This is a genomic window from Clostridioides sp. ES-S-0006-03, assembly GCF_020662275.1.
GTDB lineage: Bacteria > Bacillota > Clostridia > Peptostreptococcales > Peptostreptococcaceae > Clostridioides.
In genome coordinates this window covers 75,586-98,159 of record NZ_JADGMM010000005.1, presented here as the reverse complement: position 1 = coordinate 98,159, position 22,574 = coordinate 75,586, and the positions used below count along the sequence as shown (strand labels likewise).

Annotated in this window: 24 protein-coding genes and 1 tRNA gene; 1 reads left to right on the top strand and 24 read right to left on the bottom strand. The window is 29.6% G+C overall.

The genetic code is table 11. The features are described 5' to 3' along the window. Positions 1 to 5: 5 nt before the first annotated feature. The 20 genes from mreD to polA all read right to left on the bottom strand — a co-directional run bounded on the left by mreD (position 6) and on the right by polA (position 19,043). Positions 6 to 494: a rod shape-determining protein MreD gene (gene mreD / locus IR151_RS08415; protein WP_227434076.1), complete on the bottom strand. Its 489-nt coding sequence runs from the start codon at positions 492 to 494 to the stop codon at positions 6 to 8. A gap of 15 nt (positions 495 to 509) precedes the next feature. Beyond that, a complete protein-coding gene (mreC, locus tag IR151_RS08410) occupies positions 510 to 1,403 on the bottom strand; it encodes a rod shape-determining protein MreC (RefSeq protein ID WP_227434075.1) in 894 nt (297 codons plus the stop codon). A 9-nt stretch (positions 1,404 to 1,412) separates the two neighbouring features. Beyond that, positions 1,413 to 2,474 carry a rod shape-determining protein gene (locus IR151_RS08405; RefSeq protein WP_269469188.1) on the bottom strand — a complete coding sequence of 354 codons (1,062 nt, stop codon included), beginning with the start codon at positions 2,472 to 2,474 and terminating at the stop codon, positions 1,413 to 1,415. Positions 2,475 to 2,544: 70 nt separating this feature from the next. Next, entirely contained in the window at positions 2,545 to 3,204 is a 660-nt protein-coding gene (gene radC / locus IR151_RS08400; RefSeq protein ID WP_227434327.1) for a RadC family protein, read from the bottom strand. Between the two features lie 44 nt (positions 3,205 to 3,248). Next, positions 3,249 to 3,833: a Maf family protein gene (locus IR151_RS08395; RefSeq protein WP_227434074.1), complete on the bottom strand. Its 585-nt coding sequence runs from the start codon at positions 3,831 to 3,833 to the stop codon at positions 3,249 to 3,251. A gap of 219 nt (positions 3,834 to 4,052) precedes the next feature. After that, entirely contained in the window at positions 4,053 to 5,024 is a 972-nt protein-coding gene (locus IR151_RS08390; protein ID WP_227434326.1) for an RnfABCDGE type electron transport complex subunit B, read from the bottom strand. A gap of 15 nt (positions 5,025 to 5,039) precedes the next feature. Next, positions 5,040 to 5,615, bottom strand: coding sequence for an electron transport complex subunit RsxA (rsxA, locus tag IR151_RS08385; RefSeq protein WP_054269663.1), 576 nt, complete (start codon positions 5,613 to 5,615; stop codon positions 5,040 to 5,042). Positions 5,616 to 5,629: 14 nt separating this feature from the next. Continuing rightward, the gene (gene rsxE / locus IR151_RS08380; RefSeq protein ID WP_227434073.1) at positions 5,630 to 6,223 is read right to left on the bottom strand and encodes an electron transport complex subunit RsxE; all 594 of its coding nucleotides are present in this window, start codon (positions 6,221 to 6,223) and stop codon (positions 5,630 to 5,632) included. A 12-nt stretch (positions 6,224 to 6,235) separates the two neighbouring features. Beyond that, the gene (locus IR151_RS08375) at positions 6,236 to 6,805 is read right to left on the bottom strand and encodes an RnfABCDGE type electron transport complex subunit G (RefSeq protein ID WP_227434072.1); all 570 of its coding nucleotides are present in this window, start codon (positions 6,803 to 6,805) and stop codon (positions 6,236 to 6,238) included. Continuing rightward, positions 6,805 to 7,782 (bottom strand): RnfABCDGE type electron transport complex subunit D, encoded by a 978-nt coding sequence (locus IR151_RS08370; RefSeq protein ID WP_227434071.1) that lies wholly within the window; start codon positions 7,780 to 7,782, stop codon positions 6,805 to 6,807. The genes IR151_RS08375 and IR151_RS08370 overlap by 1 nt, the downstream gene beginning before the upstream one ends. A 22-nt stretch (positions 7,783 to 7,804) precedes the next feature. Continuing rightward, positions 7,805 to 9,142 carry an electron transport complex subunit RsxC gene (gene rsxC / locus IR151_RS08365; protein ID WP_227434070.1) on the bottom strand — a complete coding sequence of 446 codons (1,338 nt, stop codon included), beginning with the start codon at positions 9,140 to 9,142 and terminating at the stop codon, positions 7,805 to 7,807. A 215-nt stretch (positions 9,143 to 9,357) separates the two neighbouring features. Next, positions 9,358 to 10,302, bottom strand: coding sequence for a hypothetical protein (locus IR151_RS08360; protein WP_227434069.1), 945 nt, complete (start codon positions 10,300 to 10,302; stop codon positions 9,358 to 9,360). 106 nt (positions 10,303 to 10,408) lie between these two features. Further along, positions 10,409 to 11,692 carry a C40 family peptidase gene (locus IR151_RS08355; protein ID WP_227434068.1) on the bottom strand — a complete coding sequence of 428 codons (1,284 nt, stop codon included), beginning with the start codon at positions 11,690 to 11,692 and terminating at the stop codon, positions 10,409 to 10,411. A 131-nt stretch (positions 11,693 to 11,823) separates the two neighbouring features. Continuing rightward, positions 11,824 to 12,195 carry a VOC family protein gene (locus IR151_RS08350; RefSeq protein ID WP_227434067.1) on the bottom strand — a complete coding sequence of 124 codons (372 nt, stop codon included), beginning with the start codon at positions 12,193 to 12,195 and terminating at the stop codon, positions 11,824 to 11,826. Positions 12,196 to 12,427: 232 nt separating this feature from the next. After that, positions 12,428 to 13,027: a hypothetical protein gene (locus IR151_RS08345; RefSeq protein WP_227434066.1), complete on the bottom strand. Its 600-nt coding sequence runs from the start codon at positions 13,025 to 13,027 to the stop codon at positions 12,428 to 12,430. A 200-nt stretch (positions 13,028 to 13,227) separates the two neighbouring features. Next, positions 13,228 to 13,440, bottom strand: coding sequence for a heavy-metal-associated domain-containing protein (locus IR151_RS08340; RefSeq protein ID WP_227434065.1), 213 nt, complete (start codon positions 13,438 to 13,440; stop codon positions 13,228 to 13,230). Positions 13,441 to 13,518: 78 nt separating this feature from the next. Continuing rightward, entirely contained in the window at positions 13,519 to 15,237 is a 1,719-nt protein-coding gene (locus IR151_RS08335; RefSeq protein WP_227434064.1) for an ABC transporter substrate-binding protein, read from the bottom strand. Next, the gene (locus IR151_RS08330; RefSeq protein ID WP_227434063.1) at positions 15,237 to 15,791 is read right to left on the bottom strand and encodes a lytic transglycosylase domain-containing protein; all 555 of its coding nucleotides are present in this window, start codon (positions 15,789 to 15,791) and stop codon (positions 15,237 to 15,239) included. Before IR151_RS08330 ends, IR151_RS08335 begins: the two co-directional genes overlap by 1 nt. Further along, complete coding sequence (gene coaE, locus IR151_RS08325; protein WP_227434062.1) at positions 15,784 to 16,386, bottom strand: dephospho-CoA kinase; 603 nt, start codon at positions 16,384 to 16,386, stop codon at positions 15,784 to 15,786. The genes IR151_RS08330 and coaE overlap by 8 nt, the downstream gene beginning before the upstream one ends. Before the next feature lie 8 nt (positions 16,387 to 16,394). Further along, positions 16,395 to 19,043, bottom strand: coding sequence for a DNA polymerase I (polA, locus tag IR151_RS08320; RefSeq protein ID WP_227434061.1), 2,649 nt, complete (start codon positions 19,041 to 19,043; stop codon positions 16,395 to 16,397). 339 nt (positions 19,044 to 19,382) lie between these two features. Between polA and IR151_RS08315 the strand changes: the two genes are divergently transcribed. Then, positions 19,383 to 19,465: transfer RNA gene (locus tag IR151_RS08315), tRNA-Leu, on the top strand. Positions 19,466 to 19,665: 200 nt separating this feature from the next. Here the strand turns inward: IR151_RS08315 and IR151_RS08310 are convergent. From IR151_RS08310 to IR151_RS08295, 4 genes are all read right to left on the bottom strand, one after another. Then, a complete protein-coding gene (locus IR151_RS08310) occupies positions 19,666 to 20,109 on the bottom strand; it encodes a hypothetical protein (RefSeq protein WP_227434060.1) in 444 nt (147 codons plus the stop codon). A 2-nt stretch (positions 20,110 to 20,111) separates the two neighbouring features. After that, a complete protein-coding gene (locus tag IR151_RS08305; RefSeq protein ID WP_227434059.1) occupies positions 20,112 to 20,309 on the bottom strand; it encodes a helix-turn-helix transcriptional regulator in 198 nt (65 codons plus the stop codon). A gap of 150 nt (positions 20,310 to 20,459) precedes the next feature. Then, positions 20,460 to 21,332, bottom strand: a complete 873-nt coding sequence (locus tag IR151_RS08300; RefSeq protein WP_227434058.1) for an AraC family transcriptional regulator — start codon at positions 21,330 to 21,332, stop codon at positions 20,460 to 20,462. A gap of 339 nt (positions 21,333 to 21,671) precedes the next feature. Next, positions 21,672 to 22,541 (bottom strand): nitroreductase family protein, encoded by an 870-nt coding sequence (locus IR151_RS08295; protein WP_227434057.1) that lies wholly within the window; start codon positions 22,539 to 22,541, stop codon positions 21,672 to 21,674. Between the last annotated feature and the right edge of the window lie 33 nt (positions 22,542 to 22,574).

Here is a 22,574-nt window from a genome sequence, read left to right as displayed (position 1 = left end):
ACCAACTAATCTTCTTTAAGTTTTAAAACTGCTCTTTTAGACAAGCGATATATTATTAAACCAATTAAACTATTCACTATTGGTGCTACTAGTAGACCCTTTACTAAAAGTGTTGATATGCTATAGCTTTGATAGATTATACTAGATGTACCTATATTGACAATTGAATCAATTAAACTTCCTATTAAAACCAAAACGAAAGTAATAATATAGCTACCTTTATATAGTTGATCCCTCATGTGTCCAATCGCATATGCAATAACAAACAAAACTAATGCATTTACACCAAGAATTCCACCAATGGTTATGTCCTTAATAAGCCCTATTATGGCTGCTATAATCCCACCTTCTAATTCATCCAAATAAAGAGAAATTATAGTTACATATATAAGAACTAAGTTAAAGCTTATTCCAAAAATATTTATATAATTTGTTATACTATTTTCTATAGTCATAACCACAATACCCAATAGACAAAGTAAAACTTTTTTCATTGTTTTTTATCCCCTTTATCCTATATTTCTTGGTTCTATGACTACAACGTCATCTATATTCTTAAAATCAACATAAGGTTTTACAACTACATATTTTAGTGATTTATCTTTATCATCAATTACCTTTTCAACCTCACCAATTGGTATGCCTTCTGGGAAAAATCCAAGACCAGATGTTGTTATTATATCTCCTTGAATTACATTATATGATGAGTCAAACATATAACCTTGTAAATAACCTTTACTATTATAACTATCCTTATTGTCTAAAGTAGTATTTTGAGTAATTGCTCCTTTAGCACTAGCATTTTTTGCTAATTTAAAACTTACAGATGATTTAGAATCTAATAGTGAAATTGCCTTACTATAATCGTTGGAAACTTCATAAACTATACCAACTAGACCACTGCCATTCATAACTATACTTTCTTTTTTTACACCTGAATTTTTTCCCGCACCTATTATAAAACTCTCATACCAGTTTCCATCATTTTTACCTACAACACTTGTAGAAATACTTGTTGCTTTATATTTTTCTTCTACAAAGCTAAGTGTCTTCTTTAATTCTTCTAATGATTCTGTCTTGTCTAATTTGGTATTTAAAGCTATAACATCTTTTTTAAGCTTTTCATTTTCTGATTCTAATTTTTTTACCTTTTCAGAGTTATCTCTATAATTTAAGATATCTTTAAAACCATTTTTTATAAATGAAAATCCATCATTTATTCCTTTTCCTACACTTGTAATAGCATCTGATGCTACACCTAAGTTTACTGGGCTTCCACTTGAAAACTTACCAATTGATATACCCACAATTCCAATTAAAGTGATAGCAACTACGCCCGTTGCTATCACTTTAACATTAATCCTTTTTTTCTCATTTTTATTCTTGTCAAATCTCAAGGCCATCACCAACTTCTAATTTTTAGCATTCATCATTAATACTTTTTCAAAAATTTCTTGGTCTTCAACAGATTTTCCTGTTCCAAGTGCAACACAATCAAGAGGAGCTTCTGCTATTTGAACAGACATTCCTGTTTCTTGTGTAATAAGTTTATCAAGACCTCTAAGTAAAGCTCCTCCTCCTGTTAGCATTATTCCGTTTTCCATTATGTCTGATGCTAATTCTGGTGGAGTCTTTTCTAATGTAGATTTTATAGCATCTACTATTGAACTCACAGGCTCTTTTAATGCTTCTCTAACTTCTGTAGAACATATTTCTATTGTTTTAGGTAACCCTGATATTAAATCTCTACCTCTTATTTGCATATTTATTTCTTCATCATCTTTAAATGTAGAACCTATGCTAATTTTAACATTTTCAGCAGTTCTTTCACCTATCATAAGATTATATTCTTTTTTTACATAGGCAACTATAGACTCGTCAAATTCGTCTCCACCAATTCTTATAGATTTAGCAGTAACAATTCCTCCTAGAGATATTACAGCTATTTCTGAAGTACCTCCACCGATATCAACTACCATATTACCTTCTGGCTCTTCAACCTTTAATCCAGCTCCTATAGCCGCTGCCATTGGTTCCTCTATAAGAAATGCATCTTTAGCACCAGCTTGTCTTGCAGCCTCTTCTATAGCTCTCTTTTCAACTTCTGTAACTCCAAAAGGAACACATATAGCTATTCTTGGACTTACAACACCTTTTTTATCAGCTGCTTTTTGTATAAAGTAACTAATCATTGATTGAGTTATATCAAAGTCAGCTATTACTCCATCTTTCATTGGTCTTATAGCTACTATATTTCCTGGTGTTCTACCTATCATTTTTTTAGCTTCTTCACCTACTGCTAAAACTTCTTTACTGTCATCTCTTATTGCAACAACTGAGGGTTCTCTAACAACAATACCTTGTCCTTTTATGTAAACTAATGTATTTGCAGTCCCTAAATCTATTCCCATATCCTTTGTCATCTTGTTAAAACTAAAAAAACCTCTTTTTTCTTTCTTTTTTTCCTTAGCCATGATTTTACTCCTTCCTACTAATTAAGAATCATGTTTAAAACATTCTCCTACTATTTTATCACATATAAAGTCAAATTATCATATTTTCTTTAAAGCTAAAGTATAATCCATCTCCAATTATTATATGGTCAATTATTTCAATCCCAATTATTTCTCCACATTTAATAAGTCTTGATGTAATATTTTTATCTTCCTTTGATGGTTCTACACTTCCTGAGGGGTGATTATGCATCACTATTATTTTACTTGCACTTCTCTTTATAGCTTCTTTAAAAACTTCTCTAGGATGGACTAATGATGAGTTTAAAGTCCCTACAGATATATCTACATCAGATATTATCTCATTTTTTGTATTTAAAAGAACTGCCTTAAAAACCTCTTTTTTCAAATACCTCAGACTATTCATATAATATTTATGTATATCCCAAGGATTTTTTATTTTATACTTCATAGGTTTAAAACTAGCTACTCTAAAGCCTAGTTCTAAAGCTGCTTTAATTTGGGCTGATTTTGACAATCCAATTCCATCTATATTACACAGCTCCTCTATTGTCATTTCCTCTAAATGTCTAATACCCTGAATATCTTTATTTATTATATAGTTGGCTAACTCGATTGCATTTTTATGTTTGTTACCAGTTCTTAAAAGTATAGCCAACAATTCAGCATTTGATAAGCTTTCTACTCCTTCAGCAAGCATCTTTTCTCTGGGTCTTTCCTCTAGTGCCATTTCTTTTACCTTAATGGTTGAATTAAATGACTTTTTCAGATAAATCACACTCCATAAAAAAGATTTATATTAAAATGTTCCTTTAACAAGTCACCTAACTTTGAAATTGGAAGTCCAACTATATTAAAATAATCGCCTCTAATCTCTTCAACTAGCAAAGCTCCATATCCTTGTATTCCATAAGCTCCTGCTTTGTCAAATGACTCTTTAGTTTTCAGATAATCCTCAATATCTTTTTCTGATAACGTTTTAAATTTTACATTGCTGATTACATAGTCAATTATTTTTTTATCTTTGCACAAGTTTATTAAGCTAATACCTGTTATGACTTGATGCTCTCTTCCAGATAGTCTACTTAGCATGTCTCTTGCACAAGACTCATCTTTAGGCTTTCCTAAAATAGCATTATCTAAAACAACAACAGTATCAGCTCCAATAACAACATCTTTCTTATGTTTAGATGCTACAAACATACTTTTTTCAAAAGCTAATCTCATAACTAAATGTTTTGGTGCTTCACCTTCCAATATAATCTCATCAATTTCACTTTTAATTATATCAAATCTTACATTTGTATTCTCTAGAATTTCTTTCCTTCTTGGAGAGGCTGATGCCAAGATTATATTCATTTATTCACCTCATTTGTACGTAATTTGTACCTATTTAGTCTATCACTATATTGTAAAAAATTCAACAGAAATGTCGAACCTTTTTTGTTACACTATTGTTATATTTATTACCAATAAAATAAATATACATAAAATAGAGGTATGGAAATTATTCCATACCTCTGTTTTATGTACTCATTAGAGATATGGAAATTATTCCATATCTTTATTTTGTCCATATTACAAAATTTTAATAGCTTTCTTTGGACATTTTTCCATACATAAATGGCATCCTACACATTTGTCTGCATCTACCTTATGTTTTTCTTTTAATTCACCTTCTATTGCATCAAACTTACATTGTTTTTTGCACACTGTACATCCCACACAAAGTTCTTGGTCAATAGTAACTTTCTTTCTTTTAGCTATATCACCTGATATTACTTTTGTAGGGCATTTTTCTACACATTGCATACAACCTACACACTTACTAGGGTCTATTTTAGCTATTTTGTTTTCAAATATTATTGCATCAAATTTACAAGCTTTTACACACATTCCACAACCAATACATCCAGCAGTACATTTTTCTTTAACAGCTTTACCAAATTCTTTGCTATTACATTCTACAACTATTGATTGGCTTTCTGGTTTTGTAATTATTATACCCTTAGGGCATGCTTCTTTACATTTTCCACAGTTAACACATTTTTCTTCATCTATTACTGCTACTCCATCAACTATAGAAATAGCATCAAATTTACAAACAGTCTTACATGTTCCAAGACCTAAACATCCAAACTTACACATTTTAGCTCCTGAATTTAAAACATTTGCTGCTCTACAATCAGATATTCCTTCATACTCATATTTATCTTTTGCACTTGAGCAAGTTCCTTTGCAAATAACTTTTGCTACTTGTTTTTCACCTGCTTCAGCACTTACGCCCATTATTTCTCCAACTTTTGCACCAACATCTGCTCCACCTACAGGGCAACCATTAACTGGTGCTTTTCCTTCAACTATCGCACTTGCAAGACCTCCACATCCTGGGAATCCACAACCACCACAGTTAGCACCTGGAAGTACTCCTAGTATAGCTTCCACTCTTTCGTCTACTTCTACAGCAAACTTTTTAGATGCAAAATCTAATACTATCCCGAAGATTAAGCCCATAACTCCTAAAACTAATACAGCTGTAAGTATCACTATTTTCACCCCTCTTTTTTATAGCTTTATAAGTCCTGTAAATCCTAAGAAAGCTATTGACATTAAACTTGCTGATATAAGTGTTATAGGGAAACCTTTAAACGCTTCTGGTATATCAGCTAATTCTAGTCTTTCTCTTATACCTGCGAATATTACTATTGCTAAAGTAAATCCAGCTCCTGCTCCAAATCCGTTTATTATTGTTTCTACTAAATTATAACTTTTTTGAACATTAACTAGAGCTATACCAAGAACTGCACAGTTTGTAGTTATAAGAGGTAGATAAACTCCTAATGCTTGATATAAAGATGGACTCATCTTTTGAATTACCATTTCAACGAACTGAACTATAGAAGCTATAACCAATATAAAAGCTATTGTTTGTAAAAATTCAGTTCCAGTCTTTACTAATAAAATTTGTATAAAATAAGTTATAATTGAAGCTAGAGTTAGAACGAATGTAACTGCAACTCCCATCCCTACTGCTGTATCAACTTTCTTAGAAACTCCTAAGAAAGGACATATACCCAAGAACTGAGATGTTATAACGTTATTAACAAGAACGATACTTAAAAATAAAAGTATTAAATTCATTTATTACACCTCCACTACGCTTTTTTACTTCTTAATTTATTAAATCCTGCAAATAAGAATCCTAATGTTAAGAATGCACCTGGTGGTAATATAAATATTAATACTGGTTGGAAAGATGCTCCAAATAGTGTCATTCCAAATAAACTACCATTTCCAAGTAATTCTCTTACTGCACCTATTACTGTAAGAGCAACAGTAAATCCAAGACCTTGACCTACACCATCAACAATTGAAGCTAGTGGACCAGTTTTAAAAGCAAAACTTTCTGCACGAGCTAGTATTAAACAGTTAACAACTATTAATGGTATATATATACCAAGAGCCTTATCAAGAGCAGGAACATATGCTTTTAAAACCATTCCTACTATTGTAACAAATGTAGCTATAATGACTACAAATATAGGTATTCTTATCTTATCTGGTGTGATTTTTCTTAGTAATGATATAACTAAATTTGCACATATTAAAACTGCTGCTGTTGAAAGACCCATACCGATTCCATTTATTGCTGAAGTTGTAACGGCTAGTGTTGGACACATACCTATAACTTGCACAAATGTTGGGTTCTCATCTATTAGCCCATTTTTAAATACTTTAGCTAAATTCATAATTAACCCTCCTTATTTATTAAGAGCACTATTGAAGACATCTATTGCAGCATTTACTCCTGTAGTAACTGCTGTAGATGTAATAGTTGCACCTGATATTGCTAATATTTGATTTTCTGCTGTTGTGCTTCCTTTTGCTACTTCAAGAGGTTCAGCAGTTTTTCCTTTGTATTGACCTTTAAATGCATCATCTTTAGCTTTTGCTCCAAGTCCTGCTGTCTCTGACATATTACCAATATCAACACCTGTAACTTGGCCATCAGCTGATATACCTACCATAACTTCAATTTCTCCACCATAGCCACTTGGTTTAGCTTTTAAAGTATATCCTACTACCTCAGAACCATCTAGCCCTTCATATACTTCAGCTATAAGACCATCTCCAAGGTCTTTATAAGTACTTTCCTTCATTTCTTTAAATTCTTTTGCTTCTGGAAGTACTGCTTTTCTAAGTTCATTGTTTGCTTGTATATTTCTTTGTTCTATTACTGGAGCTGTAACTTGATTTGTAGCTCCAAGTGCTAATGAGGCTATTGCACTTATAGCAAGTAAAGTTCCACCTAGTCTTACCATACTATTCATTATTTAGCCACCTCCCCAAACACTCTGTTTCTAACAAACTTATCTATAAGTGGTGCAAGACAGTTTACTAGTAGTATTGAGTAAGATACACCTTCTGGATATCCACCATACATTCTTATAACAGTTGTTATAAGACCAGCTAATACAGCGTATATTATTTGACCTTTCTTAGTCATAGGCGAAGTTGTATAATCCGTAAGCATGAAGAATCCACCTAACATAAGTCCTCCAGCAAACAGTTGATATATTGCAAAATTTATATTAAATCCACCTAAAAGGAATGTTAATATAAATACAGTTGCTATGTAAAATACTGGGATAACATAATTTATTATGCCTTTATACATTAGGTATACTCCACCTAATAATAATAATATTGCTGATGTCTCACCTATACATCCACCAATATTACCAATCATCATATCAGCGAGACTAATTCCATTGCTAGAAAGGTCTGCTAATCCTGCTGCTCCATTTTTCAAAAAGCTTAATGGTGTTGCAGTAGTAACTGCATCTAAATTTTTACCTATCCAGTTAACACCTGGTTGAGTCCAAGCAGTCATTGCTACTGGAAATGATGCTAATAAAAATGCTCTTGCAGCAAGTGCTGGATTGACAAAGTTACATCCAATTCCACCAAATACCATTTTAACTACTAATATTGCAAATATTCCTCCTACTAGACACATCCACCAAGGAAGTGATGCTGGTACGTTAAATGCTAATAATAATCCTGTTACAACAGCTGAAAAATCTCCTATAGTACTTTTATGCTTCATAAGTTTTTGATATAAAAATTCAGTACCTACTGTACCAAGTATACAAAAAAACATAGCACTCAATGCATTAAGTCTAAAGAAGTATACTCCTGCTACTGCTGCTGGAAGGAGTGCTATAATAACTTGTTTCATTATATATGAAGTATCTTCATTACTTCTCACATGAGGAGAAGATGATACTATCAACTTATTTTCCATCGTTTTTCCCCCTTAACTTTCTTTATTTCTGAGCAGCTTGCTTTCTTCTCTTTGCTCCTATTTCTCTTTTTGCTGATCTTATAGATTGAAGTAATGGTCTTCTTGCTGGACAAATAAATGAACAAGACCCACATTCTATACAATCCATAGCTCTATGATATTCAGCTGTGTCATAATCTTCCTTCAAAGAATATGCACTTATGAAAAGTGGTTGTAAGAATGATGGACATACATCTGTACATCTTCCACATCTTAAACAATTTTGAACATCTGGTGTACGTGATTCTTCTTCATCTAAACATAAAATCCCTGAAGAACCTTTATTAGTTGCTATTTCAGTAGTATATTGAGCTATCCCCATCATAGGTCCACCCATTATCACTTTACCAACTTTTTTATCTTCTTTAAAACCACCACATTGGTCTATTATTTCTGAGACTAATGTCCCAACTTTTGTTATTAGGTTTTTAGGTTCTTTGATACAGCTACCTGTTATTGTAGTAATTCTTTCTACCAAAGGCATACCTGTTTTAATAGATTTAGCTATTTGAGCTGCTGTGGCAACGTTGTCAACAACTGCACCTGCTGCTATTGGCAATCCGCCTGATGGAACTTCCTTACCTGTACACGCATAAATAAGTTGTTTTTCTGCTCCTTGTGGATATTTCACTTGAAGGCCAACAACTTCGATTTCACTATAATCTTTAGCTACATTTTGAATGGCTTCTATAGCATCTGGTTTATTTGTTTCAATTCCTATAAATCCTTTTTTAACATCTAATACTTTCATTAATGCTCTTAAACCAAATACAACATCTTCTGGATTTTCCACCATTAATCTGTGGTCTGCAGTTAAATATGGTTCACATTCTGCCCCATTTAATATAACTACTTCTGCTTTACTGTCTGGTGGAGGAGATACTTTTACATGGTTAGGGAATGTAGCTCCACCCATACCTACTATTCCTGCCTCTTTTATGATACCTACTATATCTTCTTTGCTCAAATCCTCTAACTGACCTTTTGGTTGAACACTTTCATGTAATTCTTCCTTAAAGTCATTTTCGATAACTACACATTGAGCTGAACCACCTGGTACTTCATGTTGTTCAATAGCAATAACTTTACCTGATACTGAAGAATGAACGTTACATGAAACGAAACCTTGCTGTTCACCTATTTTTTGCCCAAACTTTACTTCATCACCAACTTCAACAATAGGTTTAGCTGGTGCCCCTATATGTTGTTGAAGAGGAATGTAAACTATCTTTGGAGCTTGAGCTTTTTCAAGTGCCTTTGTGTTAGAGTACTCTTTTCTATATGGAGGATGTATCCCTCCCTTAAAAGTTAAGAGTTTCATTGTTTTACCCCCTTATCTATAAAAAAACATTTTTTCTGCCTTCTATAAGTATACTATATATATTAAAAAATCTTAACAATTGTTAAAAAAATATCCCTATTTTTATAATTTATTTTATAAATCAACGCCTCTTTATTAAGTTAAAACGAGGAAAAGGATTGTCTTATTAAACAATCCTTTTCCTATAGCTTTCTAAAGTCTAAATTTTCTGTATTTTATTTTATGGAATTTATGAACAAAGAATACTCTTGCATAGATGATAAAAGTAGACTTTTACTTACACTATATTTTTCTTCATTTGCTGCTTTTGAGGCAGTATCAATTTTTTCGTTTATGTTCTTTACATAGTCAATCAAATTATCTTTAAATAAACTCATTTCAGAATAATCAATCTTTTCAGCTTCTTTTGATATATTTTGTGATATTGCCTTTCTATTTGTCAAAATAGTATTATATTTTTCCATATCTACATTATTTTCATCATTCGACCAAAAACTTGATTCTTCTTTAAAGTTTGTTATTAATTTATTTAATTCTTTGGATATACTATCTATATAAGCATAATTACTTGTATATTCTAAAGATAGCATAGGTGCATCTAAATGAGATAAAAACGCATCTGGAAATACTTTTCTTATAGAACTCATATGTTTTCTAACTTCATTTTCATCAAAAGAAGAGTATGTTTGTATTTTTTTTACTCCATCCTTCTCCATAACTGAAAAAGGTATATCACTACTAACTAATGATGTTTGTATTTTTTTCAAATCGTCATCATTATCTATTGCAGCAACTTGGATAGTATATATATCCCATCCTTCAATAGTAGCTAATTTTACTTCTTCTGGTTCCTTGGTATTATTTACTGCTTTTTCTGAATTATTATTTTGATTATTATTTGAATTGGTTTGTGATTTAGATTTTTTTCCATTTTTTATGGCATTTAGTTCATCAGATATATCTTTATAAGTTATATCTGATGAACTATTTAGAAATGGTATTTTAGCTGATATATACTCTAACATCTTGCTATCTTTTATTTTTGTATAAGAATAATAGCCAATCAAACATAAACAAGCAATAGTTATTATATACTTACGCACATCTATCTTATGTCTATTATTATTAAATCCTCTGTATATCGTCTTTCTTCTATTCATTAGTTTGTCCCCTCCCAAAATTATATTATTAATAAAGTATATTTTTAAGAGTCTCAATTTATGAATAGAAAACTTATTTATTTTAATTTTTTAATAAAAATTATATCTACGAAGCAAATCTTCTTGCTCCAAGCAATGCTTTAGACCAATATGAAGTAGTCAAATTGTCTACTTTAACCTTATTAGGATTAGTTTGAGTTCCACTACAATGTATAAACTTACTATTGCCTACATATATACCTACATGGTTCGTTGCTCCATCTCCGTCAGTATCAAAGTAAACTAAATCTCCTGGTGCATAGTTACCCATAGAAACTGCACTTCCAAATTGAGCTTGCTCTCTAGAAACTCTTGGTATAGAAAGTCCAACTGAGTGTTTAAAAACATACTGTGTAAATCCAGAACAATCAAACTTATCTGGACCAGATGCTCCCCATTGATATGGTATTCCAATAAGTGTATATGCAAAATCTACTACTTTTGAACCATTTACAGTCGATTTATCTGAATTTCCAATAGATGAAGAATTTGAATTACTATTAGATTGGGAATTATTATTAGATGATGAATTAGAGTTTTCTTTTAATCCTTCAGTAGTCTCAGAAATATAACTAGAACTTACCCATCCAGTTGTCCCATTTGATAATTTTACTTTATACCATCCATTACTTTTAGCTTTTAACTCAACAACATCTCCACCATTTAATTTTCCGATTACAGAATAGCTTGTCCCAGGACCACTTCTTACATTTAAACTTACAGTAGATGTTACTTTTCCCTTCTTGCCTTCAAGTGATACTTCACTAGATTGATTTTTATCAGTGTTGTTATTATTAGTAGTATTACTTGAATTAGAATCATTTGTTCCAACATCTTCTGATGTTTTTGAGATATACTGACTACTAGCCCATCCAGTAACTCCATTTGATAGCTTTATTTTATACCATCCATTACTTTGTTCTAATAACTTTACTACATCTCCATTATTTGCTTTACCAACTAATGAGTAGTTTGTACCTGCACCACTTCTTATATTTAATCTAGAACTGACATTTACTTTTCCATTCCCACTAATAGATGTTCCACTTGATGTTGAATTATTTTGATTCGAAGTACTTCCAGATGAACCACTCGTTGATATGTATTTTGAACTTCCCCAGCCAACAACAGAACTTGACACTCTTACTTTATACCAACCATTAGATTTTTCTAAAATTTCTACAGTTTTTCCCTTATATAACTTTGCTACTTTGTCACAATCAGCACTTGGCCCGCTTCTTATATTTAAAGCACTAGCTGTCACAACTCCCTTTTCAAGAGCACTTGCATGTATGGAACTAACAGATACTGCTACTGCTCCAATCCCTAAAGCCGTTATAGCTTTCTTCACTACTATCACTCCCCCCAACATATTTTTATAATCATAAATTTGTACCACTATTATCCATTTTTAACAACTATATTTTAATGATAACTTATTCTATTATTAATTGTAAAGAAATTATAATTATATTATTAAAATTAATGATTCTTAGGAAGTATTTCAATCCAATAATTATCTGGGTCCGCTATAAAATAAATTCCCATACTTTCATTTTCAAAACATATACAATCTAAGTCTTTATGAAGTTTTTTTGCCTCATCAAACTCTTCAACTTCTAAAGCCAAATGGAACTCATTATCCCCTAAATTATATGGTCTATCCCAATCTCTAAGCCAAGTTAACTCTAATGTATGGCTAGTAATCCCATCTCCTAAATAAACTAGTATAAAACTTCCATCTTCTGCTTCTTTACGCTTTACTTCTTTTAGACCTAAAGCTTTATCATAAAAATTCAAACTTTTTTCTAAGTTAGTAACATTAAAATTGTTATGGCAAAAACTAAACTTCATTTTGAAATCACTCTCCAATTTTTACTTTTTTTATATTATATCATTATTATAACTTTATTTAAATCAAATTAAGTTAAAAATTTGAATAATACTACGTAATACTTAAGTAGCATTAAATTATTTAAAAGAATATGTCAAAAAAAGAATAAGTTCTATTAAACACATGAAAAAATTGTACTCAAGTTATCTTGATTGTGTAAAATAATAGAACTTATTTTTTTAATTTTTATATTTAATTTTTAATTTTTTCTTTTATAATATAGTTTATTACTTTTTTTCTAATATCTTCAGCACTATAATCATCCTCTATTTCTATATCTAAAAGTTTTGCTATTGATTTCATATCTTCCCTAGTTTTTGACCTATAGCTTGATATCAGTTCATCTTTTATTTTCTCAGGTTCTAAAAGATATTCTTCATCTCCTCTTTTGAAAGTAACATATTTTTGAGCATATGAATTTCTATTATAGTATATATACCTTGATATTTTTCTTAAAATCTGATTATATGAAAGTCGCTTATTAACATTAAGCTTTAAGTACTCTGAAAAAGCAAATAGCTCTTTTTTTGATTTAAATAATGTTTCTTTTTTGATAGTTCTTGATATCGAAGTTACACTTTCTTGATATGCACACTTTTTTAACATTTTTAAATATACTCTATTAAGACCAATACTTTGATTGAATTTTTTTATATTATTATTAATAACTTTATCCAAATTACCTTCAAAGTATTTTTTTGCTCCTTTTTGTGATACATAACTCTCAAGTTCTTTGTGGGCCATATCAAGTATCATTTTTTTTAAATCTTCTTTATATCCCCTAGACTCCATGATACTCCCTCCCTTAGCTATTTATAGTATATTCAAAAAGTTTACGAAATGTGAATCTTTCTCGAAATTTTTTACTTTTTATGTATATATTAATTTAAAAGGGGAGATAATAGTAATGTAAAATCAAACATACTCAATCTCCCCCATTTTTAGACCTCTATTACTCCCCCAATAGAGGTCTTTTTTTATTTTATTATTTTTTATTCAATTCCTTTTAATTCAAAACCTAACTCTGCTATTACTTCTTTTAACTTATCAACTGATACATCATCTTTCATATCTACAGATGCACATTTATTTTCCAAATCTACATCTAAAACTTCAACACCATCTATATCTTCTGTTAATGCAGTTTTAAGGTGATTTACACAGTGTCCACAACTCATACCTTCTACTAATAGTTTCTTTTTCATATCAATTACCTCCTTATACCCTATAAGGGTATTTTATCACACAGTTTAAATTTTTTAAATATAAATTAGTCATTTAATTTATTTCGATTCATTTGAGCTTATATCTAAGTTAGAGATTCCCTCATATACATCAAATTCATTTGGAGTAATCTTTCCTTTTAGTCTACTATTGCTTACAATATAGTTGTTTCTAATAGCTAAACTTATAAATGTTGCATTATCCTCAACATATTTTTGTACATCTTTATAAGCTTTCTTTGTTTCAATTTCAGATGCAGAACTTGTCAGTGCAGACATGTATCCATTTAACTTATCATCAGTATATCCGCTGCTTGCTATTATACTACTTACATCTGGTACAATAGATAATTTCCATCCTACCAATGCCAAATCGTAATTTTTAGAATTAAGGGCACTTTCCATTTCTTTGTCTGATAACTGATTTATTGTATTGTTTATTCCTATAGCTTTTAGGTTTTCACTTATTATATGTGATGTTTTTAACCTCTCACTATTATCTTTATTTACTATTATTTTTAAATTCATTTCAGAAAGTCTTTTCTTTACTTCCTCTTTTTCTTTATTTTTTTTATCTTCAGCTTCTTTTTTTACTCTCTCAGCTTCTTCTTGTTCAGCCTTTTTTTGTTCTTCTGCAGTAAGTTTCTTTGTATTTTTTTTAGTTGATTTTTTTTGTTTTTTATCTACCTTATCATTTTTTGGATTCACTGCATTTATATTTGCATATTCTACTTTATTAAGATACTCAATCGCTTTATCTTTATTGTACTCTAAATCTTTCACATCACTGCTATAATATTTTGATTTTGAGTTAAGTGGAAAATTAACAGGAGTTGCATCATCCATATAACCTTCACTAATAATTCTACTTTTATTTATAGAATGTGCAATTGCTTTTCTAAAATTGACATCCTTAAAAAAAGAATTATTGTAATTAAATAATACACATTCATAATCTCTACCTTGATATTTTGTTATATTAAACTCTTTTTCTTGAAATTTGCTCAAATCATTCAGCGTAACATTTGTTATATCACTATCAAGAGCCATAACCATAGATGTTCTAGCATCTTCGTTAGGAACCATTCCTACTTTTACATTTTTCATAGCTTTAGGAACTTCTTCATAGTAATCCTTATTCACAGATAAAATCATTCCTTCTCTTTCTGTATATGATTCTATTTTATATTTCCCATTTCCTATCATATTATTATTTTTGTCATTTACATCTTTTGAATCTAAATGATTTTGAGATACTATTGGAAATATTAAACTATCAATAGAAAAAGCATACTTAGCTTTAAATTTTATTGTAAAATCTTTATCTGATTTAATATTTACAGAAGCTATATTTTTTGTAAATTCATTATATGGACTTTCTGCACTTTTTTGAATTAAACCAATTGTATAATTTACATCATTTGAAGTAACTTCTTTTCCATCATGCCATTTTGCATCGTTTAATTTTATATCTATACTCATTCCATCTTGAGCTATATTGTACTCCTTCACTAATTGAGGAGTTACATTATAGTTTTCATCTATTGTAAACAAGCCATCATAGATTAAGTTCATTATGTAGCCAACAGACTTATCAGTATTTGTTATAGGGTTTATAGTCTTAGGAGTCACCATCGTTAAGTTTATATACTTGGCATCTATAGAGCTCTGACTTTTAATACCTGATTCACTGCTACTTTCTTTTGTTTTAGTATTACTACAACCAACTATCATAAGAGTTATAGCTAAAATTACTGTTAAGACTTTTATTTTCTTCATTAGTTTTTCCCCTTCTCGCCATATATCTTATTATAATTTTTATAATTATTTTTTACTTTTTCTACATACTTTGAAGTTTGTTCAAAGGGTATATCATGTAGATTCTTTCCATCTTTACTATATTCATTATTTTCTAACCATTTCTTTACATTACCTGAGCCACCATTATATGCAGCTATTACTAAATCCAATGAACCAAATTCTTTATATAATTTATTTAAATACCAACAACCAATTCTTATGTTGGTTTCTGGGTCAAAAATATCAATATTTTCTAGATTCAGTTCTTCCGCTCCCCAATCTCTAGTTATGTCTAATATTTGCATTAACCCTTTGGCCTCTTTTTTTGAAACAGCAGAGCTATTAAACTTACTTTCTGCTTTTATGACACTGTAAACTATATTTTCATCTAAATTAAATTCTTTAGAATATTTTTCTACATACTCTGAGTATTTTTTAGGATACAAAAACTTATGTATTATTTTGCTTTCCATTAATAGTGCCCCAAATAAGATTATAAAAATAGATAGAACCAATACTTTCTTATTATTCACGCCAATTCTCCTTCATGTATTCAATAAATTTGTATACTTTATTCTCTAATTCAGTTATTGTTCCCGAATTATCTATTATATAATCACCATATTTGGATTTTTCTTCCTGACTCATTTGTGAATTTATTCTGCTAAGTGCTTCTTGTTTACTACAATTATCTCTCTTTTGTATTCGGCTAATTTGTACTTCTTGTTTACAAGTAACCACTAATAGCTTATCTACTATTTCCAAAAATCCACTTTCTACTAATATTGCTGCATCTAATATTACTATCTTTTCGTCTTTTTTTCTAGCTTCTTCTATATCACTTATTATTTTTTCTCTTATTATTGGATGTGTCAGATTATTTAACTCATTAAGTTTTTCTTCATCATTAAAAACTATTTTCCCAAGAGCTTTTCTATCTAAAGTTCCATCATCCTTTTTTATATTTCGACCAAAATGTTTAAATACTTTTTCTAATAACAACTCATCCTCAAAGATTTGTCTAGATATAATATCTGCATCCACTATAGTAATGTTAAATTTTCTAAATATATTCGATAGGCTGCTTTTTCCACAGCCTATTCCTCCTGTAAGTCCTAATATCAACATAAAATCACCTACTTTGTCTCATACCAAGAACTACCAACATTTAAGTCTACATCTAAGTGAACATCCATATTTACAGCATTTTCCATTTCATCTTTTACAATCTTTTTAACTATATCTATTTCATCGTCAATTGCTTCAACTATCAATTCATCATGAACTTGTAGTATAAGCTTTGATTTCAAATCATTTTCTTCTAACTTTTTGTGAACATTTATCATAGCAATCTTTATTATATCTGCTGCACTTCCTTGTATTGGTGCATTCATTGCAAATCTCTTTCCTCTATTTCTCTCCATAAAATTGCTAGATTTTATTTCTGGTATATATCTCCTTCTGTTTAAGATAGTCACAGCATAACCATCTTCACTGGCCTTTTCTACTGTAGTGTCCATAAACTCTTTTATCTTATGATACTTAGCAAAATAACTTTCTATATACTCTTTTGCTTTTGGCACAGGTATATTTAAATCATCAGCCAATCCAAAATCACTTTTACCATATATAATACCAAAGTTTACTGCCTTAGCTGCACCTCTTAATTCACTAGTTACATCTTCCATAGAAACATTGAAAACTTGTGAAGCTGTTTTAGTATGAATATCTTCATTATGTTTAAATGCTTCTATCATATTTTCATCTTGACTCATATGTGCAAGAACTCTAAGTTCTACTTGTGAGTAATCGGCATCAACTAGCTTACAATTTTCATCTGCAATAAACACCTTTCTTATTTTTCTACCCATTTCCATTTTTATAGGTATATTTTGAAGATTTGGTTCTGTAGATGAAATCCTTCCAGTAGTTGTTATAGTTTGATTAAATGATGAATGAATTCTATTACTTTCTGGATTTATTATGTTTAGAAGACCTTCAACATAAGTAGAATTCAGCTTTACTATTTGTCTATACTCAGTTATTTTGTCTATTATTGGATGTTTATCCCTTAATTTTTCTAAGACATCCGCATTAGTTGAGTATCCAGTCTTGGTTTTTTTGATTATTGGAAGTTCTAATTTTTCAAACAATATAACACCTAACTGTTTTGGTGAATTTATATTAAATGGCTCTCCTGATAATTCATAAATTTCCTTTTCTAGTGTAGAAATTATTTCTTTAAACTCAATACTTAGGTCATCTAGTATACTCTTATCTACTTTTATACCTTCATACTCCATATGTCCTAAAACTTCCACCAAGGGCATCTCTACATGGTAAAAAAGACCATCCATACTCATATCGATTAAACTTCTTTCCATCATAGGAATTGTTTCTTTAACTGTGCAGATTATTTGCCCCATATACTCTGCCAAATCTTCAAATTCTAAATCTTCGTAGTTCTTAGATTTAACACCTTTACCTAGTAATTCTTCTTTTGATTTAACTTTTTTTGATAAGTATTTCATAGCTATAGCACTACAGTCATATGATGTAGATGAGGTAGAATCTATTAAATACTCCGCTATTGTTATATCAAAATTTATATTTTCCAAGTTTATATTATATGGCTTTAAAGATATATAATCATCCTTTAAATTATATCCAAACTTCTTTATTTCTTTATTTGAAAGTATACCATCTAATTTTGTTACTTCATCTGAATCTATATAATATATTTTTTCTCCATCTACACTTATAAAGATATATATTATATTTTTTTCAAGTATATTACCTTGTCCTCTAACAGTTTTTAAAATAACTTGTCCTTTTTTATTTACTTCATCTATAAATTTATCTATATCTTTTAATTTTAATATTTCTATTTTTTCTTCTACTTGTTCATTATCATCTGAGTCAACCAAGTCAACTAATCTTGATAAAAGGCTTGTAAATCCAAAATATCTAAACTTATCTAAAAGTTCATCTTTATCATAATCGCCAAAAATCATACTATCCAAATTTACTTCAATTGGTACATCCCTTATAATTGTTGCAAGTCTTTTGCTTTGAATAGCTATTTCTTTATTTTCTTCTATCTTCTTTTTTACGCTTCCTTTAAGTTTATCTGTATTTTCTATTAAATTCTCTATACTAGAAAACTCTTTTATAAGTTTTATTCCTGTTTTTTCCCCTATTCCAGGTACTCCTGGTATGTTGTCTGATTTATCTCCCATAAGTCCTTTTAAGTCAATAAACTGAGTTGGAGTCATTTCATATTTTTCAATTACAGAGTTAAAGTCATATTCTTCAACTTCTCCTACACCTTTTTTTGTTATAAGAGTAGTCGTCTTATCTGAAGCAAGTTGAATGGCATCTTTGTCTCCAGTTACTATGTATACTTTATATCCATTATCCTCTGCTTTTTTAGAAACAGTTCCTATAATATCATCTGCTTCATAACCATCTATTTCTAATCTATTTATTTTAAATTTATCTAAAAGGTCTTTTAGTGGCTGTAATTGCTCTGCTAATTCATCTGGCATTCCCTTTCTTCCTGCTTTATAATCTTTATACTCTAAGTGTCTAAATGTAGGTGCTTTTCTATCAAAAGCTACACTTATATGTGTTGGTTTATATATATCTATTATTTTAAACAACATTGTCGTAAAGCCATATATAGCATTAGTTTTTAAGCCTTCTTTATTATTCATTTCTGGCAAAGCGTAAAATGCTCTATTTATTATTGAATTTCCATCTATTATAATTAATTTTTTTTCCAAATTATATCACTCCTAAAGATTCTCTATTTTTGTAACATATATATTATATACCAATATGCTATTATTTAATATTCCCATAATAATAATAGTATATTAAAATTAAATATGTTGCAAACAATATATTTTTTTGCTATAATAATAAACATGACATGACCGAGTGGTGGAATTGGTAGATGCAATTAACTCAAAATCAACTGTGTTGATTCATAAGTTTTCATGAGGAAAAGCTAGTATTTATGATATTTTGACAGTTTGATGAGTGCTTTGTATTCAATATTCCTCTTGCATATTCTTGGAAAATCTGGTAGGATATACTAGTAGTTCGGATTTAAAATATAAGCCGCTGTGGCGGAACTGGCAGACGCATACGACTCAAAATCGTACGGGAAACCATATGGGTTCGAGTCCCATCAGCGGCACCAATAAATTAAAACTCTTTAGTTTAAACTAAAGAGTTTTTTATTGTCACATTCCCTAAATATTCACTAACACTTTTTCTTTTACTTTCAACTGTGGCTTTTTATAAATTTATATAATTGTATATTAAAGATAACATCTAAAATTCTCTTAAGAATATAAAACTTAAAACCTTAATATTTTTATTGTGATTTTAATTTTTTCACTACAACTTTTTATCCAACTTATTATATACAACTACCATACAAATAAATTGAAATAAAAGAAGTAATCCAAGCCCAATTAAAACCCATTTACTTATTATCATTATTGAAAATACACTCAATGCAGATACAATAAATATAATAATCACTAAAACATAAGACATAATTTGGTTAGTAATACGTCCAGATTTATCGCGTAACATAATTCTTCTCTCATCATTCATCTCTATTTTTTGATTTTCTAGCTTTTTTTCATACTCTTTAGCCTTTTCAGGCTTACTCCAATAGATATATTGACATATCATACATATTCCAGGTCCTAAAGATGCTCCAGCAAGCCCCCATATAAAAGCTTCAAATGAAAATTCTGTTAATGTAGCCAATAAAATAAATAAAACTCCAAAAACAAGATAAACAATACCCATATATAATCTATTCTTTTTCATTTTTACTCCTCCTCATAAATAAATATTTCTTCAATACTCATATCAAAATATCTTGCTATTTTAAATGCTAAAATAATTGATGGATTATATCTGCCATTTTCTAATGAACCAATCGTTTGTCTTGAGACTTGTAAGGCAATGGCAAGCTCTTCCTGCTTTATCCCTTTCTTTTTTCTTATTTCTTCTAATCTATTTTTCACATTTTTCTCCTTAAATCATTTCATTTTATGTAAAGCTTGCTTTCCATAATTATACACCCAGATATGTTTTATGTAAAGCTTACTTTCCATATTTCACAAAAAATAACAGACTATTTTTAGTCTGCTATTTCAAAATTTCATCTTATTTCTCTAGTTTTGAATTTGTTTCTTAATTGGAATCCAAACTTCTACTGTATAATCAGGAGCATTAATATCACCTTTAGGATAAAGTTCCATATCTGGTAAACTAGCATACTCATACCCAGAACTTGGTAACCATTCAGTAATAATTCTTTTTTGCAATTCCTGTATAGCAGTAGCATTTGGCATGGGAGAAACACATTCAAATACTGCCCATGTACCCGATGGTATAAAATATTCATAAGTATTTTCTAAAGTATGTCTATCTGTTGGTGCAGCAATATAATAGTCTAAGTCCTTTCCATTCATACATGTACTTACTCCAAGTAATCCATGAGGTTCATGATTTATTAATTCCAAAAGTTTTTCAATCATTCCACTTTGTATAGATTTAGCCCATAACTTTGGAACCTTATCAAAACATTCCTCTACAATCATATTCATATGCTCTTTTACTCCAACAATACGAAATCCCTGTTTTTCCACAATACGATATTGCATTTCTACATTTCCCTTTACATAAATAGTTAAGGTTATCCTAGGATATGCTTTTAAAACAACACCTTTTGCTCTAGCAGCAGACGGAGAAATACTATGTATGTTTTGAAAAGCCCTATTAAAAGATGTAGGTGAATCATAACCATATTTCTCAGACAGCTCTAAAATTTTAATATTACTATTTTGTAGTTCAAATGCTGCCTTAGTCATACGTCTACGTCTAATATATTCAGACAAAGGTACTTCTGCAATATATGAGAACATTCTTTGAAAATGGAAGGTTGAACAACATGCAATTTTTGCTGCTTCTGCATAATCCACTCCACTTTCAAGATTGTCTTCAATATAAGTAATAGCTTGATTTAATTTATTTATCCATTCCATTTAACATTCCCTCCAAGCAAATTATACAGTTTAATAAAATAATATACCTCTCAATCTATGCACAAAATTGTAAGATTTAAAATACTATTTCAACAATAGATACAGATTCAGTTTAAAGTATAACATTTACTCATTTAGCTATCAATTTTATATTGGCTTTATATCAAGTCCAATAATTTACATTAATAATCCTCTTTTACATAAAATTTATCAACTAATAATGCTGAAATTAGATTATACAACTATACAACAAAAGAGTTCAATACATTATTCCATATAATGCATTGAACTCTTTATAGAAATTAATTTAAGTAAAACTAAATTAAATATTAAACTGTTTTATATATTACAATATCCAACTATTTTATAGTCTTCTGGTATTTTATAATCTTTGTCTGGAGTGCCTAAATTCCATTTTAACTCAAACATAGTTGCACTTATTATTGTTGCAAAATAAAGCATAACTATACCAACATCTATTTTTTCTTCATACAAATTAGTATGACCATCTTTTCTAACTGCTAAAACTACAACTCCTCCATCAACTATAAATCTCCATGGTTGTCTATTTAATGTAGATGGAGCTAATCTTGCATAATGGAATGCATCAAGAAGCGCTCTCTCTTCTAATATATTTGTATTTGCATTATTTCCCCACTCATCCATATAAACTACTTCTTCTACACCTAAACGAGAAGAACTATTGTCTGAAACAACTTGCATATCAGATTTTGAATAATTATCACCAGTCTTTGTAGCATTTAGTACTTTAGTATTGCTTGCATTTTCTCCATATCCAATGGCAATAATTCCTGTTACCTCTTTGTCTGAGTCAATTCCAAGTTTATCTAATACCTTTTTACTATCCTCAAAAGTAACCCAACAAGAACCTATTCCAAGGTCTGTTACCTTAAAAATTATATTTTCTCCTATGTATCCTGAATTTTCGATGTAATTATCTTTTACTTCAGATAATATTATAATATAACTTGGAGCATCTATCATGTTTCCTTTATATCCTGCTATTTTATCTAAATTGTCAAAAACTTCACTTCTATTCATTACTCTTATATCAACGTCTATCTCTGGAACTAGTTTCTTACAAGATTCTGAGTATTTCTTAATCTCACTAAGATACTCTTTTTTAATATCTGTCTTTTTATATTCTCTAACAGACTTTCTATTTAATATGATTGTTTTATAATTCATAATTTTATCCTCCCCAAACTAGTATATTATTAA